The 14,913-nt window shown below is 69.1% G+C and carries 17 protein-coding genes and 1 pseudogene; 4 read left to right on the forward strand and 14 right to left on the reverse strand.

Annotated elements, in window-relative coordinates:
- Positions 1-142: 142 nt before the first annotated feature.
- The 6 genes from U3653_RS32900 to sigE all read right to left on the reverse strand — a co-directional run bounded on the left by U3653_RS32900 (position 143) and on the right by sigE (position 5,442).
- Positions 143-511: a hypothetical protein gene (locus tag U3653_RS32900; protein WP_195082632.1), complete on the reverse strand. Its 369-nt coding sequence runs from the start codon at positions 509-511 to the stop codon at positions 143-145.
- 486 nt (positions 512-997) lie between these two features.
- Positions 998-1,855, reverse strand: a complete 858-nt coding sequence (locus tag U3653_RS32905) for a hypothetical protein (RefSeq protein WP_195082633.1) — start codon at positions 1,853-1,855, stop codon at positions 998-1,000.
- A 52-nt stretch (positions 1,856-1,907) separates the two neighbouring features.
- Positions 1,908-2,324 (reverse strand): Sec-independent protein translocase protein TatB, encoded by a 417-nt coding sequence (gene tatB, locus U3653_RS32910; RefSeq protein ID WP_067804157.1) that lies wholly within the window; start codon positions 2,322-2,324, stop codon positions 1,908-1,910.
- A 449-nt stretch (positions 2,325-2,773) separates the two neighbouring features.
- Positions 2,774-4,312, reverse strand: a complete 1,539-nt coding sequence (locus U3653_RS32915; RefSeq protein WP_195082634.1) for a S1C family serine protease — start codon at positions 4,310-4,312, stop codon at positions 2,774-2,776.
- A 10-nt stretch (positions 4,313-4,322) separates the two neighbouring features.
- The gene (locus tag U3653_RS32920) at positions 4,323-4,721 is read right to left on the reverse strand and encodes a hypothetical protein (RefSeq protein WP_195046890.1); all 399 of its coding nucleotides are present in this window, start codon (positions 4,719-4,721) and stop codon (positions 4,323-4,325) included.
- A 61-nt stretch (positions 4,722-4,782) separates the two neighbouring features.
- Positions 4,783-5,442: an RNA polymerase sigma factor SigE gene (gene sigE, locus U3653_RS32925; protein WP_323124753.1), complete on the reverse strand. Its 660-nt coding sequence runs from the start codon at positions 5,440-5,442 to the stop codon at positions 4,783-4,785.
- A 286-nt stretch (positions 5,443-5,728) separates the two neighbouring features.
- Between sigE and U3653_RS32930 the strand changes: the two genes are divergently transcribed.
- The 3 genes from U3653_RS32930 to U3653_RS32940 all read left to right on the forward strand — a co-directional run bounded on the left by U3653_RS32930 (position 5,729) and on the right by U3653_RS32940 (position 7,132).
- Positions 5,729-6,361 (forward strand): O-methyltransferase, encoded by a 633-nt coding sequence (locus U3653_RS32930; protein ID WP_371855915.1) that lies wholly within the window; start codon positions 5,729-5,731, stop codon positions 6,359-6,361.
- A 75-nt stretch (positions 6,362-6,436) separates the two neighbouring features.
- Positions 6,437-6,670 carry a hypothetical protein gene (locus U3653_RS32935; RefSeq protein ID WP_195082635.1) on the forward strand — a complete coding sequence of 78 codons (234 nt, stop codon included), beginning with the start codon at positions 6,437-6,439 and terminating at the stop codon, positions 6,668-6,670.
- Between the two features lie 231 nt (positions 6,671-6,901).
- Positions 6,902-7,132: a hypothetical protein gene (locus U3653_RS32940; RefSeq protein WP_195082636.1), complete on the forward strand. Its 231-nt coding sequence runs from the start codon at positions 6,902-6,904 to the stop codon at positions 7,130-7,132.
- 16 nt (positions 7,133-7,148) lie between these two features.
- On the opposite strand, the gene glgC is transcribed toward U3653_RS32940, so the two are convergent.
- A complete protein-coding gene (gene glgC, locus U3653_RS32945; protein WP_195082637.1) occupies positions 7,149-8,363 on the reverse strand; it encodes a glucose-1-phosphate adenylyltransferase in 1,215 nt (404 codons plus the stop codon).
- A 137-nt stretch (positions 8,364-8,500) separates the two neighbouring features.
- On the opposite strand from glgC, the gene glgA reads away from it, so the two are divergent.
- Positions 8,501-9,655: a glycogen synthase gene (glgA, locus tag U3653_RS32950; RefSeq protein ID WP_195082666.1), complete on the forward strand. Its 1,155-nt coding sequence runs from the start codon at positions 8,501-8,503 to the stop codon at positions 9,653-9,655.
- Positions 9,656-9,664: 9 nt separating this feature from the next.
- On the opposite strand, the gene U3653_RS32955 is transcribed toward glgA, so the two are convergent.
- The 7 genes and pseudogenes from U3653_RS32955 to U3653_RS32985 form a co-directional block, all read right to left on the reverse strand.
- Positions 9,665-10,540, reverse strand: coding sequence for a putative RNA methyltransferase (locus U3653_RS32955; RefSeq protein WP_195082638.1), 876 nt, complete (start codon positions 10,538-10,540; stop codon positions 9,665-9,667).
- A complete protein-coding gene (locus U3653_RS32960; protein WP_011211259.1) occupies positions 10,541-10,708 on the reverse strand; it encodes a DUF3117 domain-containing protein in 168 nt (55 codons plus the stop codon).
- A gap of 141 nt (positions 10,709-10,849) precedes the next feature.
- The gene (locus tag U3653_RS32965) at positions 10,850-11,434 is read right to left on the reverse strand and encodes a DNA-3-methyladenine glycosylase I (RefSeq protein WP_323124756.1); all 585 of its coding nucleotides are present in this window, start codon (positions 11,432-11,434) and stop codon (positions 10,850-10,852) included.
- A gap of 5 nt (positions 11,435-11,439) precedes the next feature.
- Positions 11,440-11,760, reverse strand: coding sequence for a DivIVA domain-containing protein (locus U3653_RS32970; protein ID WP_195082640.1), 321 nt, complete (start codon positions 11,758-11,760; stop codon positions 11,440-11,442).
- A gap of 284 nt (positions 11,761-12,044) precedes the next feature.
- Positions 12,045-13,181 (reverse strand): Mrp/NBP35 family ATP-binding protein, encoded by a 1,137-nt coding sequence (locus U3653_RS32975; protein ID WP_195082641.1) that lies wholly within the window; start codon positions 13,179-13,181, stop codon positions 12,045-12,047.
- 19 nt (positions 13,182-13,200) lie between these two features.
- Positions 13,201-14,058 carry a lytic transglycosylase domain-containing protein gene (locus U3653_RS32980; RefSeq protein WP_195082642.1) on the reverse strand — a complete coding sequence of 286 codons (858 nt, stop codon included), beginning with the start codon at positions 14,056-14,058 and terminating at the stop codon, positions 13,201-13,203.
- Between the two features lie 113 nt (positions 14,059-14,171).
- A pseudogene (locus U3653_RS32985) lies at positions 14,172-14,913 on the reverse strand (lytic transglycosylase); the annotation flags it as partial.

Here is a 14,913-nt window from a genome sequence, read left to right on the forward strand (position 1 = left end):
TTCGCTTAGCCGGGGGGTGAGCAGATGTCCGAGTGTTGCGGGCGCGGAAACGGCCCGTCCGGGAGGTGGGCTGGCCGCGGTGCGTCGGGCTTGGTGTGATCGTCGCATCTTCCGCAGCGCCGCGCGTACGGTTAACCTCAGGCTACTTGTCGTGGCGAAGGTGATCCGGCAGCAGCACCTGGTCCGCCGCTTCGCCGTGGGCCGGATCCGCGGTCGCGTCGCGGGGTTCATCAGCGGCAGGCGATTGCTCGCGTTCCTCGAGCCCGGCATCGGCCGACTCGGCGTCGGCCGACTCGGCGTCGGCGGATCGCGGTTCGTCGGATCGCGGTTCGTCGTCCACCGGGCCCTCCGTCTCGGGCGGCATGGCCGACTGCTCCCGCTCGAGCCGGGCCTGGAGATCGGCGACGGTGACGCGCGCCTTCGACCCGGCCGGCCGCAGCAGCACGCTGATGATCAGGCCGACCATGCCCACCGCCAGGACGGCCCCGCCGATCAGCAATAGCGGATTCACGATTTCCTCCTAGCCGGACGCTCACATGTCCGTTTCGCGGAGAGTGGTTATCGTCCAGCTATTCAATCATCCGTGTATAAACTCGGTGGGGGCAGGGCTGGTGACCGGCGCCACATCGAGTAGGTCGGGCTTGTGGAGGCTGTCAGAGTTGCATCTGCCAGGTAGCGAACGGGTGCGCTGCGTTTGTTGGTGGATTGGGGACTTCGACCGTTGGTGCGGTCCTGCGCTCGCATGCGGTGACCAGATATTTGCTGAAAGTTATTGCGTCAGTGGGTCGGACACGCGCGGGAAATCTCGACACGCGGACTCGGTCTCTTCCACTTGCCGATAACGAGATCGAACATCCGGCGGTCGGTGCAAGGGGACGCGAGATGCGGCGCCGCAGCGTCCGGCCGGACGGGAACGTCGATTGTTCGGCTGGCGCACCCGTGCTCCGCGCGAAGCCGAGCCGATCGCGGATCGGCGGGTTTCCGCCCGGGTCGCGGCTCAGCGGCGCAGACCCGTTGCGGGCGATCTGTTCTCCGGATCGTGGCGGTAGACCGGCGTGAGCAGTTCGGCCTCCAGCGGTTCGCCGGTGGCGCGGTCGAAACGGCAGGCGATCAGCACCGAGAACAGGTGGTTGCCCGCCCGCTCGTGCAGGGTGGCCAGCCGGGTGGCGAGCAGCCGGATCGCGCCGAGCGAACCGGGCGGATGCATGCCATCGATCATGAGCACGCTGCCCCGCCCATCGGGCCTGGGAAGCCTGCCCAGGTAGGCGATGTCGTGCGGTTCGGGTCCACCCGGCCGGTACACCCGCCGCGCCGCCCGATCCTCGATGCCCCGGCGCGCGTCGCCCATTCTGGCCACCGCGCGGCGCAATCGCGGGTCGGCGGCGACCAACTGACGCAGACTCGGGGAAAGCTCCGGCCCGCCCAGCACGATCAGGCCGTCGCGCCGCAGGTCGATCGGACGGCCCGGTAGGAAATGCTCGACCGCCACGTTGAACCCGAGTTCGCGTAGCAGCTCGGCCAACCGTTGCGGCGCCGCGGGATCCGGCGCGCCGATCACCCGCCCGGCCCGCACCTCGGGGACGAGCACGGTGAGCGAACCGTGCCCGAAGAACAGCCCTTCCGGCGCGGGCCCCTGCGTACTCACCTGGTGGATGCGGGCCCGGGAAAGTCCGGCCGCCGCACCGATTCTGGCGAACGTCCAGCCTTCGGCATGGAGCTCCCGGATCACGGCACGCCGAATCCTGGTCAGTTCGTTGATGGTCTGCTGGGCCGCCGCCACCCCGTCGGTGGCCGCCTTCAGTCGCTCGACCTTGTCCTCGATCGCGAACACGCGCGCCACGTCATCGGCCGACATGTGCGAAGTCTAGACAGCTGAACAGCTCAATGCGTCTAGTCTGCTTGACGACTCAGGTGGCGTCGGTGTCGATCGGGGGACGCTCGTTGCGCTCCAAAGGCTTATCCAACTTGGGCATCGGATAGTCCGGCATCCCGCTGTTCGTGCTGTAGAGGTCCTTGGGATCGGGCAGCGCGCTGTCGAAATCCCGGAACAGTGAATCGTCGCCGTTGAGAAGATGTTTGGTCACCATCGCCCGCGGCGTCATACCGCGCAGCTGATTCAGGTCGGCCAGCGGCTTGCGCAGATCCTCGAACTCCGGCCCCAGCTCCTCCTTCAGTTGCGAGGTGGCGCCGCTCGCGTAATCGCGCACCTGCCGCAAGCTGCGCGTGGTCCAGCGCACGGCGCCGGGCAAACGCTCCGGGCCGAGAATCACGAGGGCGGCGACGAGCAGGATGACCATCTCGCTCCAGCCGATGTTGCTGAACACGTATCCAGGCTACCTGGCCAGCTCGGCAGGCCGTCCATTGATAGCCGACCGGGAAATGAACGGTGGGTGTTGTTCGGGCTTTTCCAGGCCCCGCAAACACCCACCGCGCACACCAGACAATGACCTATGTGGGGTAGATCACAATCTTGCCGTTGTGTATTCCGCCGTAGCAGTACTCCACGCCGTCCGTCGCCACCGCGGTATGTCCCCCACCGGGGCGGCAGTCGAACCAGTCGACGTACGTGTCGTTCGTGGTAGCGCCGGCCGAGGCTCCGGAAAGCCCCATGGTGGTGACCGCCGCCATAGTGGATCCGAGAACGAAAATGGCGAGATGACGCATTGAACCCCCCATGCTGCTCGATTTCGACAGCGTGACTCTATCCGATGCGGTTTTACGGGATCCAGCGAAAATCAGGGGGTTCGGCGATATTCGTTGCCGCGGCGAACGGCTAGTCGGATTCCAGGGTCACCGGGACGTCGACACGGCGGCCTTCGCGGATGAGCTGGACCACCACGGTCTGTCCGATCTTGTTGGACTGTTCGGCCACCGTGAACTCATCGGAACTGGTGACCTCCCGATCGCCGACCCGCACGATGACATCGCCTTCCACGATGCCCGCCCGCGCGGCCGGACCGTTCGGTGAGACGTCGGCCACGGCGGCTCCGCTCATGACGTCGTTGGCGACCGTCTTGCTGCGAGCGGACAGGCCCATGGTCGGGTGGTGCACCACGCCGTCGCGGATCAAGGTCTGCGCGACCTCGGTCATCTTGTCCACCGGGATCGCGAAGCCGAGGCCGACCGAGCCGCCGGTCTCGCTGCGGATGGCGGTGTTGATGCCGATGACCCGGCCGTCCATGTCCACCAGCGCGCCACCGGAGTTACCCGGGTTGATCGACGCGTCGGTCTGCACGGCGTCGATCACGGCCTTCGTGTCGCTGCCCTCGCCCTCCAGCTTCACGGGCCGGTGCAGCGCGCTGACGATGCCCGAGGTCACCGTCTTGCTCAGGCCGAGCGGCGAACCGATGGCCAGCACATCGTCGCCGACCTGGACGTTGCCGGACTTGCCGAGCTGGGCGACGGTGAGATTCTTCACATCGACCTTCAGCACCGCCAGGTCCGTCTTCGGGTCGCGGCCGACGATCTGGGCGGGCACCCGGGTGCCGTCGGAGAACTGCACCTGGATCGCGGAGCGGTTGGTCTTGTCCTGCGCGGCCATCGAAACGACGTGGTTGTTGGTGACCACGTAGCCGCCGCCGTCGATCACCACGCCGGAACCGGTGGCGCCGTTCTCGCCGACGGTCACCCGGATGGACACGACCGACGGCAGCACGGCGTTGGCGACCTGGGCGATCAGCCCGTGCGGACGGTTGCCGTCGCCGCCCTGCTCGAGCGTCACCTTGCGCGAGGTGAGGGTCGATGCGGTGTCCGCGGTCAGGCGCCCGACCAGCCCGCCGAGCAGGCCGATGACGAGCGCGACCAGGGCGAGCAGCGCCAGCGCCTTCGGCGCGACCCTGGAGCCGAACAGCACTTCGCGGGCGCTGAGCTTCTCGGCCCGCGGCAGCGCCTCCGGCTTCGGCGTCGGCACCGCGGGAGCGCCGAGGCGCGCGACGGCCTCCGGATCACGCCACGGATCGGCCGGTCCCGCGACGGGAGCCTGGCCACCGGCCGCGTCGGGATCGCGCTGCAGGAGTTCGGTGGAGCCTTCGGGGCGGCCGAAGGCCTCGGCCAGCACCGCGTCGGGCGGCCGGTTCTGCGGTTCGGGACCCGACTGCGGCGCGGGCCCCGCCTTGCGCAGCGGCAGTGGATCGGCGAACGAACCGGACAGGCCGGACGGTCTGCGGAAGGCCCGCGCGGTGTGCGTGTCGACATGGGGCCGGTAGACCGGGCGCGGACCGAGCACGGGTGCGTCCGGCGGACGGAGATTCCCGCGGTTGGCCGCCGAATCCGAGGTGTCGGCCGATCCGGAATTCGTCGATTCGGTGGTCACTCGGGAAACTCTACTTGCGCCACCACGTGGTCCACCGGGTCGCGGTGAACGAATCGGTCAGAAAACCGAAAACCGCGTCGTTGCGCCCGGACTGACCGGATGCCGAGGACGGCGTGCGGCCACTGGACGCGCCGCCTGGCAGCTCCGCGAGGGGGATCCTGGTCAAGCTGTCGTGCAGCCCGGTCGGGATCGCGACCTGACCCGCGTGCCGCAGCGCGATGCGCGCCTGCTGCTGGGCGTCGACCTCCGCCGCGCACTCCGGACACAGCGAGAGGTGCTGAGCGGCGCGCAGGTAGGCGTTCATCCGCAACTCACCGTCCACGTACGCCGCGATCGCCTCACTCGCCAGATGCTCGGTGGGGCGAAAACGGGGCGGACGACGACCGGACGTGCTGAAGTCGCCACTCATTCGGTGCTCACCCTTCCAACCGACATCGACCGATGTTCGGGCGATGCCGGCTTCCGACGAATCACCCTATGTTCGCTTCAGCGGCGAACCGCTGCTCACTTCCATTATGCGCAAGGTAGTCGCGCAGGGCCTGGCGTCCACGGTGGATCCGACTGCGCACGGTGCCCAGTTTCACGCCGAGCGTAGCGCCGATCTCCTCGTAGGACAGCCCCTCGATGTCACACAGGACCACCGCGGCGCGGAACTCCGGCGCGAGCGAATCCAGGGCCGATTGCAGGTCGGGATCCAGTCGGGCGTCGTGGTAGGCCTGCTCCGGCCCGGGGCCGTCGGCGGGCACCCGGTCGTAGTCCTCCGGCAGCGCTTCCATCCTGATTCGGTTGCGGCGGCGCACCATGTCCAGGAACAGGTTGGTGGTGATGCGGTGCAGCCATCCCTCGAAGGTGCCGGGTTGATAGTTCGACAGCGAACGGAACACCCGGATGAACGTCTCCTGGGTGAGGTCCTCCGCGTCCTGTGCGTCGCCGGAGAGACGGTAGGCCAGGCGATAGACCCGGTCCGCGTGCTCGCGGACGAGTTCGTCCCACGTGGGCATCGCCGACCGGTCACCGGTGGCATCGAAGGCAGCAGTCCCGCTCAGCTCGACCGCGTCCTCGGCGGACTCGGCCTCGACCGGCAGGATCTGCTCGGGCAGGGTGGCGTATTCGCGCGCCGCATCGACCATGTGGATGGGGCTACCTCCTACTAGGGACCGCAAACGTAGGGAACTCGCTCCGGACCGGGTCTACGGTCCGTCACGTACGGATACAACCGACAACCGGTATGTCGTTGTTCCCGCGTCCCGTGTAAACACGGTCGGTGGTCTTGCGTTGCCCATACTCTTTCTGGTCCTGATATGGCCGGGTTATGGAGATCCTGAGGGTCGCCTGAGAAAACCGGCGGCGGAAATGGCGGGCGGCGCGTGTTGTCCGGAACGCCGAGATCACCCGCCCGGCGTTAGCCTCATACCCGTGGCATCGAATCTGGAGCGGAATCTCGCCTATGTGGAGGAATCCGTCGTGGAAGACGAAATCCTCGTCAGCGCGCGGGAACGGGCCACCGAACTCGGCGCGGTGCCGGTGCCGCCCTCGGTGGGCGCGCTGCTGAGCATGTACGCGCAGTTGCTCGGTGCGCGGGCGGTGGTCGAGGTCGGTACCGGCGCGGGGATCAGCGGGCTGTGGCTGCTCGACGGCATGCGCGAGGACGGCACGCTGACCACGATCGATTCCGAGCCGGAGCATCAGCGCGCGGCCAAGGAGGCGTTCCGCGCCGCCGACATCCCGCCCGCGCGCACCCGCATGATCAACGGGCGCGCGCTGGACGTGCTGCCCCGGCTGGCCGACGGCGCCTACGACCTGGTCTTCATCGACGCCGCGCCGCTGGAGCATCCGGAGTACGTCGCCCAAGCGGTGCGTCTGCTGCGCGAGGGCGGCGCCATCCTGCTGCACAACGCGCTGCTGGGTGGGCGCGTCCCCGATCCGGCGCAACGCGATCCGGCCACGCAGGCGGTGCGCGCCGCGACCCGCGCCATCGCGGAGAATCCGGAACTCACCTGTGTGCTGATCCCGGTCGGCGACGGGTTGCTCTGCGCCGCACGAGGATAGCGGTTCGCGGGCGTTCTGATTTCATCCCGGAATCCGGGGTATGCGCTGAGAAAGAACTCAGTGAGGAAAACTGTTATGCGTGAACTAACTCCCCTCGAAGTAGCGGCGATGGGGGACGTCGTGACCGAACGGCGAACGAGTTGGCTGCGGCCGACGATGTTGGCCCTGCTGCTCGTGATTCTGGGAGCGGTGGCGGTCATGATCGTGGTGAGCAACACCGATTTCGACACCGGCCCCGAGAAAACCACTCCGCCCCCCGGATCCTGCGAGCCGTTCTGCACCCAGAACGTCGCCCCGCCCGCACAGTAATCCCGCCGTCGGCAGCGCCCCTCCGGCCGAATAGGCCCGCCGCCGAAGTATTTCCGGACTTCCGGGCCGCGCGCCAGCTTCTCATCGCGATGGCGCCACCCGCCGGTGACCGGCGGCGTTCGCGGAAAGCCCACCCTGGCGCCACGGTTCGGCGCATGATGCCGCGAAATCCGAAAGATCGCCGATACTGGTAAAGGTCACGTTCCGAATGGATCGGGAAGCGGGTGCGGCATGGTCATGATGATGTTTCTCTGGGATGAAGACGAGCGTCGTCCCAAGCCCATCCATTGGGGCCGGACCATGATCGCGTTCGCCGGGGTGCTGCTGTTCGCCGTGCTGGTGGTCTATTTGGTGAGTACCGCCGATTTCGGCGGCGCTTCGAAATCCACCGTGCCACGCACGCCGGGCCCTTGCGCGCCGTTCTGCATCAATTCGCCCGCGCCGCAGCCGGGCACGCCCTAGGAACGGTCCGGGACTGTCACACCCAGACGCCCTTGCCCACCGTGACGACGCCCCCGTTGCTGACGGCGAAGCGGCTGCGATCACGCGCAAGGTCCACCCCGATGATCTCGCCCTCGCCCACGACGACATTCTTGTCCAGGATGGCGCGCCGCACCACCGCGCCGCGCCCGATCCGCACGCCCGGCATGAGCACGCACCCTTCGACGGTGGCGCCGTCGTCGACCATGACGTTGGCGCTGAGCACCGAGTTGCGGACGGTGGCGGCCGACAGGATGCTGCCCGCGCCGACGATGCATTCCTGCGCCAGGCCGCCCTGGGCGAACTTCGCGGGAGGCAGGTTCTCGGCCGCCCCGCGGATCGGCCAGTGGCGGTTGTAGAGGTTGAACACCGGATGCACCGAGACCAGGTCCATATGCGCGTCGTAGAACGCGTCGATGGTGCCGACATCGCGCCAATAGCCGCGGTCGCGATCGGTGGCTCCTGGCACCTCGTTGTCGGCGAAGTCGTAGACACCCGCCTGCCCCGCCGCCACCAGGGCCGGGATGATGTCACCGCCCATGTCGTGGTCGGAATCGGAGTCGTCCGCGTCCGCCCGGATCGAGTCGACGAGCACTTTGGTCGTGAAAACGTAGTTGCCCATCGACGCGAACGTGACATTGGGGTCGTCCGGGGTGCCGGGCGGATGCGCGGGCTTCTCCAGGAACTGGGTGATGCGGCCGGACTCGTCGCTGTCGATGCATCCGAACGCGCTCGCCTGGCTGCGCGGCACCCGGATGCCGGCCACGGTCACGCCTGCGCCGGATTCGATGTGATGGCGCACCATCTGCTCCGGGTCCATCCGGTAGACGTGATCGGCGCCGAAAACCGCGATGTATTCCGGGTCCTCGTCGTAGATCAGGTTCAACGATTGCAGGATCGCGTCCGCGCTGCCGGTGTACCAGCGCGGTCCGAGCCGCTGCTGTGCGGGCACGGGGGTGATGTACTCGCCCGCGAAACCGGACAACCGCCAGGTCTGTGAGATGTGCCGGTCCAGCGAATGCGACTTGTACTGGGTGAGCACGCACAGCCGCAGGAAACCCGCGTTGACCAGGTTGCTGAGGACGAAATCGATGAGACGGTAGGCGCCGCCGAACGGGACGGCGGGCTTGGCGCGGTCGGCCGTGAGTGGAAAGAGTCGCTTGCCCTCACCACCGGCGAGCACGATTCCGAGTACGTGCGGCTGGCTCCTCACACCTGCCAAACTACCGGGTGAAGCGTCTGTGAGTGGCCGCCGCGGAGCCGAACGTCTAGTTTGGATCGGTGAGTTTCGGCACGAACGGCGGGCACTCGGCGGTGGATTCCGGCGAGCGGGACCGGCTTCGCGTCGCGATGCTGACCCGCGAGTATCCCCCCGAGGTGTACGGCGGAGCGGGCGTGCACGTCACCCAACTGACGGCGCATTTGCGTCACCTGTGCGAGGTGACCGTGCACTGCATGGGAGTCGAGCGCGCCGACGCCGTGGTCCATCAACCGGATTCCGCGCTCTACGCCGCCAACGCCGCGCTGCAGATGATGTCGGCCCAGCTGCGGATGGCCGACGCGGTGGGTGAGGTGGACGTGGTGCACTCGCACACCTGGTACAGCGGCTTGGCCGGTCATCTGGCCGCGGCCCTCTACGGCGTCCCGCACGTGCTGACCGCTCATTCCCTGGAGCCGCGCAGGCCGTGGAAGGCCGAGCAGCTCGGCGGCGGCTACCGGCTCTCGTCCTGGTCGGAGCGCAACGCCGTGGAACACGCCGACGCCGTCATCGCGGTGAGCGAAGGCATGCGCCACGACGTGCTCGACGCCTATCCCTCGGTGGACCCGGACCGCGTGCACGTGGTGCACAACGGCATCGACGGCGCCGTCTGGCATCCCGGCCCACCGGCAGGTGACGAACCGCCGGTGCTGGCTGAACTCGGTGTGCGGACCGACCTTCCCATCGTCGCCTTCGTCGGCCGCATCACGCGCCAGAAGGGCGTCGGCCATCTGCTGGCCGCGGCCCGCGACTTCGACCCCGACATCCAGCTCGTGCTGTGCGCGGGCGCGCCGGACACGCCCGAGCTGGCGCAGGAGGTGGCCGCGGCGGTCCAGGAGCTGCGACGCCGGCGCGGCGGCGTGTTCTGGGTGCGCGAGATGCTGCCCACCGAGCGGATCAGGCAGATCCTCGCCGCCGCGTCGCTGTTCGTGTGCCCGTCGGTGTACGAACCGCTGGGCATCGTGAACCTGGAGGCGATGGCCTGCGCGACCGCGGTGGTCGCCTCCGACGTCGGCGGCATCCCCGAGGTGGTCGACGACCGCAACGGACGACTGGTGCACTACGACGCGGGCGCCGCCGCCGACTACGAGCGCGGGCTCGCCGCCGCCGTGAACGAGGTGGCCGGTAACCCGGAGCTGGCCGCCCGGCTGGGCGCAGCGGGGCGCGAGCGCGCCGTCTCCGAGTTCGACTGGGCGCGCATCGCGGCCCGCACCGTCGCGGTCTACGACGAGGTCAGGAAGGGCTGAGCCGCGCGATCACGCCGCCCGGCGGTAGGTGCCGACGACGACCGACGCGGTCACCTCGACCGTCTCCGGCAGCAGCGCCAGCCGCTGCGCTCCGGCGGCGGCGTGATGCGCGGACGGACCCATGCCGACCACATGGCCGACGTCGGTCCTGGCGAGCGTCATCGGATACTCGACCAGCGTCCGGTCGACGGGCTCGAGATGTCCCGCCATCGCCGCGTCGAGCCTGCTGTTCTTGTCGGGGTCGACGCGCACCATGTCCAGCGGCTCGATCAGCTCGCGCAAGTGGCCCGCGGTGGGCGTGGCGACCACGAAGCGACCGTCCTCGGCGAGCACCCGGGCGATCTCGCCGGGGTTGCGCGGGGCGAAGACGGAAAGTACGCAGGCCAGCGCGCCGTCGCGGATCGGTAACCCGCGCCATGCGTCGGCGAGCACGGCCGCGGCGCGCGGGTGCGCGCGGGCGCACCGGCGGACGGCGGGTTTGGCCACGTCCAGCCCGATGCCGACGGCCGGGGGAGCGGCGTCGAGTGTCCGGGCGAGGTAGTAGCCGGTGCCCGCGCCGATCTCCAGTACCGGGCCGTCGGTCCCGCGCGCGGTGGCGGCGCGCGTCACCGCGTCGGCGATCGGCGCGAAGTGGCCTTCGCTCTGAAAAGCGGCGCGGGCGTCGAGCATGGCCGCGGTGTCCCCGGTCATCTTGGTCGACGCACCGGTCAGCAGGCTGACGTAGCCCTGTCTGGCGACGTCGAAGCTGTGCCCGCGACCGCAGCGCAGTGCTCGATCCCGCGGCTCGAGCGCGAGCGGCGCGGCGTCCCGGTGCGCCCGCGAACATTCCGGGCAGGCCAGGACGCCGGCCGCGGCGGCGAGCGCCGAGGGGTCAGCCGGGGCCACTCAGCTCGTGACGCTCTTCAGTTCGTCACCGAGCGCCGCTGCTTCGTCCGGCGTGAGTTCGACGACCAGACGCCCGCCACCCTCGAGTGGAACCCGCATGACGATTCCACGCCCTTCTTTGGTTGCCTCGAGGGGACCGTCCCCGGTGCGGGGCTTCATGGCCGCCATCCTCTGCTCCCTCCAGATCTGCGCGGTCCTTTGCGCACTTTCTTGGAACTCCAGTTGTCACCAACCAGTGAGCTCGCCGGCGTTTGGCGAGCTACACCCGTCCCATTCTTCCCTATCGCCGATGTGGACGGATAGCTGAGTTCAAAAAGTGACCGGTCGGCTCGTGTCGGGCCGGGCGCTGCCCACCCAGCAGTCGGCCACATGATCATCGACCATTCCGGTCGCCTGCATCAGGGCGTAGGCCGTGGTCGGCCCGACGAACCGGAAGCCACGGCGCTTCAATTCTTTTGCCATAGCGATGGATTCGGGTGTGGTGGCCGGTACCTCGGCGCCGGAGCGCGGGCGCGGGCGCGGCGGCGGGGCGAACGACCAGAGCAACTCGTCCAGGCCGACGTCGAGGTCACGGGCGACGCGGGCGTTGGCGATGGCCGCGTCGATCTTGCTGCGGTTGCGGACGATGCCCGCGTCGGCCATCAGCCGGGCGACGTCGTCGTCATCGAACTCCGCGACTCGCGCGATCGAGAAATCGGCGAACGCGGCGCGGAAGGCGGGGCGTTTGCGCAGGATGGTCAGCCAGGACAGCCCGGATTGGAACGCCTCCAGGCAGAGTCGCTCGAACAAGGCGTCGTCGCCGTGCAGGGGCTTGCCCCACTCGTTGTCGTGATAGTCGCGGTAGAGCTGAGAATCCAGCGGCCACGCGCAGCGGACCAGCCCGTCGTCGGCGATGGCGCTCACTTCGACTCCGGCGCGATCGGCGTCTGCCAGTGGGCCGCGCGAGCCTCGGCCAGCTGGTGCTGGAGCTCATCGATCCGCGCGGCCAGCCGGGCCAGCGCCCAATCCACTTCCCCGGCTTTGTAGCCGCGCACCACCTGCTGGAATCGCAACGCGCGCACGTCCGCCCCGGTGATCCCTTCCACCGGCAACACGGTGGCCGTCGTGCCCTCCGGCAGCGGCCCCAACTCCTCCGACCGCCCGAACACCGCACTGGCCAGTAGGAACAGGACCGCGGCGACCAAGCCGACGATCAGCACGTACAACAGCATGGTGAGCATGGCACGAGCTTATTAGTGCGTGCTGTGTTTGTTTTCCAGCGCCTGCGGCGCTGGGTGTTCGCGGCCCGGCTCGCGTCCGAGCGACCGCCGCTAGCGACTTCGTCGCGGACGCGGCGGCCACTCGGACGCGAGCCGGGCCGCGAACGGCGGATGCTCGGTCTCGCTTCGCTCGAAAGACGGGGTTGAGGTGAGCTGGGCGCGTCGGCGTTGGACGGCGGCACTTCGATGTGGGTGACTTACCCGACTTGGGTCCGGTGCGGCCTCTACTTGGTTCCGGTGCGGCGTTACAAGTGCCGGGTGGTGTCGATGCCGAGTGACATGCCGGCGAGGCCGCGGCGGCGGACGGCGAGTTTGTCGGCGACCTCGGCCAAAGCCTTGGCGGCGGGGTTCTCGGGGTCGCGCAGCACGATCGGGGTGCCCTCGTCGCCCGCTTCGCGCAGCGCCTGTTCGATGGGGATCTGGCCGAGCAGCGGCACGGTCGCGCCCACCGCGCGGGTGAGCCGGTCGGCGACGGCCTGCCCGCCGCCGGAGCCGTACAGGTCCATCCTGGTGCCGTCCGGCAGGTCCAGCCAGGACATGTTCTCCACCACGCCCGCGATGCGCTGCCGGGTCTGCAGCGCGATCGCGCCCGCCCGCTCGGCCACCTCGGCGGCGGCGGGCTGCGGTGTGGTGACGACCAGGATCTCGGCGTTCGGGATCAGCTGGGCGATGGAGATCGCGACGTCGCCGGTGCCGGGCGGCAGATCGAGCAGCAGGATGTCCAGGTCACCCCAGAACACGTCGGCGAGGAACTGTTGCAGCGCCCGGTGCAGCATCGGGCCGCGCCAGACCACGGGGGTGTTGCCCTGGGTGAACTGCGCGATCGAGATCATCTTCACGTCGTGCGCGATCGGCGGCATGATCATCCGCTCCACCTGCGTCGGCCTGGCGTCGGTGCCGAGCATGCGGGGGATGGAATGACCGTAGATGTCCGCGTCCAGCACTCCGACGGACAGGCCGCGCGCGGCCATGGCGGCGGCCAGGTTCACCGTGACGCTGGACTTGCCGACACCGCCCTTTCCGGAGGCGACGGCGTAGACGCGGGTGAGCGAGCCGGGCTGGGCGAAGGGGATGACCGGATCGGCGGAGTCGCCGCGCAGCTGCTTGCGCAGTGCGGTGCGTTGCTCGTCGTCCATCACGTCGAGGTCGACGGTGATCGCGCCCACACCGGGCACGTCGGCGATGGCCTTGCTCACCCGCTGCGTGATCTCGGTGCGCAGGGGGCAGCCCGCCGTCGTCAGATAGATCTCCACGTGGACATCGCTGTCGGCGCCGATGACGACGCTTTTCACCATGCCCAGCTCGGTGATCGGCTTGCGGATCTCCGGGTCGTCGACCTTCGCGAGGGCACCCCGCACATCCGATTCCGTAACCACTGGCATGGCAGGAATTTTAGGCGTGTCAAATTTTCGGCAGGTCTCCGGCCCGGGGTGCGACCCCCGTGCTGTAGGAGGTCTCCCATGCCATGACGTTCGCGACGTAGGCCATCGAGTGGTTGTAGCGGAGGATCGCCTTGGACTGTTGGGCCAGGTCACGCATGTTCAGGCCGCCGTCGCAGAGGTAGCGTCCCGCTGTCAGCGCGGCGTCGAAGAGGTTCTGCGGATCGGCGATGCCGTCGCCGTTGCCGTCGGCCGCGTAGCGCTTCCAGGTGTCGGGCAGGAACTGCATCGGGCCGATCGCGCGGTCGTAGCCGTCCAGGCCGTCCAGCGCGCCGTCGTCGGAATCGCGGACGACGTGGTTGCCCGTGAGCGAGCCGTCCAGCACGGGGCCGTAGACGGGGCTGAGCGGGTTGCCGTCGGCGTCGGCTTTGCCGCCGTACGCGTGGGTGGACTCGACCCGGCCGATACCGGCCAGCAGCGACCACGGCATGCCGCACACCGGATTCTCGGCCGCGAGGATCCGTTCGGCGTTCTCGTACGCCGCGACGGCGACGCCGGGGATGCCGAGCGGCCCGGCCGGCATCGCGGCGGCCTGCCGGCCGCTCGGCAGGGCAACGGTTTTCACCACGGGCGTCGCCGTTGGCGCGGCCTTGGCCATGGCGTGCGCGGCGAATTCTGCCCCGGCGACGGGCTCGGCGAGCGCTTGCGCGGCGCCTTGGACGTCGTCCTCCGGGATGTGTACGGCGGTCGCGAGCGGCGCGGTGTCGCCCACCTCGGAGGCGGCCGTGACGGATACCAGCCCTGCGGGAACCAATCCGGTCAACGCGATGACGGAACTCCGTCGGACGGTGGCAGGCGGTTGTTTTCGATGACGCCCCACGGTGTGGTGACCCTCCCATGACTCGCTGTGAGCCCTTTGTTATGGAACCAAGGGAAGGGTACCGCATCCGAGATCTTTTTGTTACTGCTTCGTGATCTGATGCAAGGTTTGAATCACTGCTGGGGCGCGGCCGGTGGCGCGGGAAGGGGGATGACGATGCCGAAGGGCAAGGTGATGCCGGGCGGCGGCGTGGGTGTGGGCTCGGCGGCGGGGGCCGTTTCGGGCTCGGGTGCGGGCGGTGTGGTGGTAGCGACTTCGGATTCGCGGCGGGATTCGTCGCCGGGGGCAGGTAGGTCCGCCGGGAGGGGAGTGGGCTCCGCGGTGGCGAGCGTGGTGTCGGGCTGTCCGCATCCGGCGGCGAGCTGGTCTTGGGTGCCCGGCTGTTCGGCGGCGCCGGGTTGTGCCGCGACGCCGGGCTCCGCGGGCTTGCCCGCCAGGGCGGGATCGGAGTTACGCGGCTCGGCCGGCGCCGCGCCGTAGGACTGCTGTGGCGCCAGCGGTACGCGGGCGGTCCCGGGTAGGTCCGGGAACGGCATCGGTGCTGGAACAGATTGCCCCGCACACGGATTCACCTGCGGCGGAGCCGGGCAGAAGATCCCGCACGGGATCGGCGGCAGACCGGGCAGCGTGATCATCACCTGCGTGGGCTGCGGTCGCGGCCGCGGCGTCCGGTACTGTTCGGCCGGCTCGGTGGCCGGGGTGGTGGTGCGCACCGCGGTCATGTCGGCGCCAGGCCCCACCGGCGGCAACGACCCCGGCGCCACCAGATCCGGCGACACCCGCACCGGCGTCGGCGAACCACCCGTCCGATACGCCCGCGCCCAACTCAGCACATTCGCCGCATACGCCATCGAG

It is taken from the genome of Nocardia implantans, assembly GCF_035544775.1.
Taxonomy (GTDB): domain Bacteria; phylum Actinomycetota; class Actinomycetes; order Mycobacteriales; family Mycobacteriaceae; genus Nocardia; species Nocardia implantans.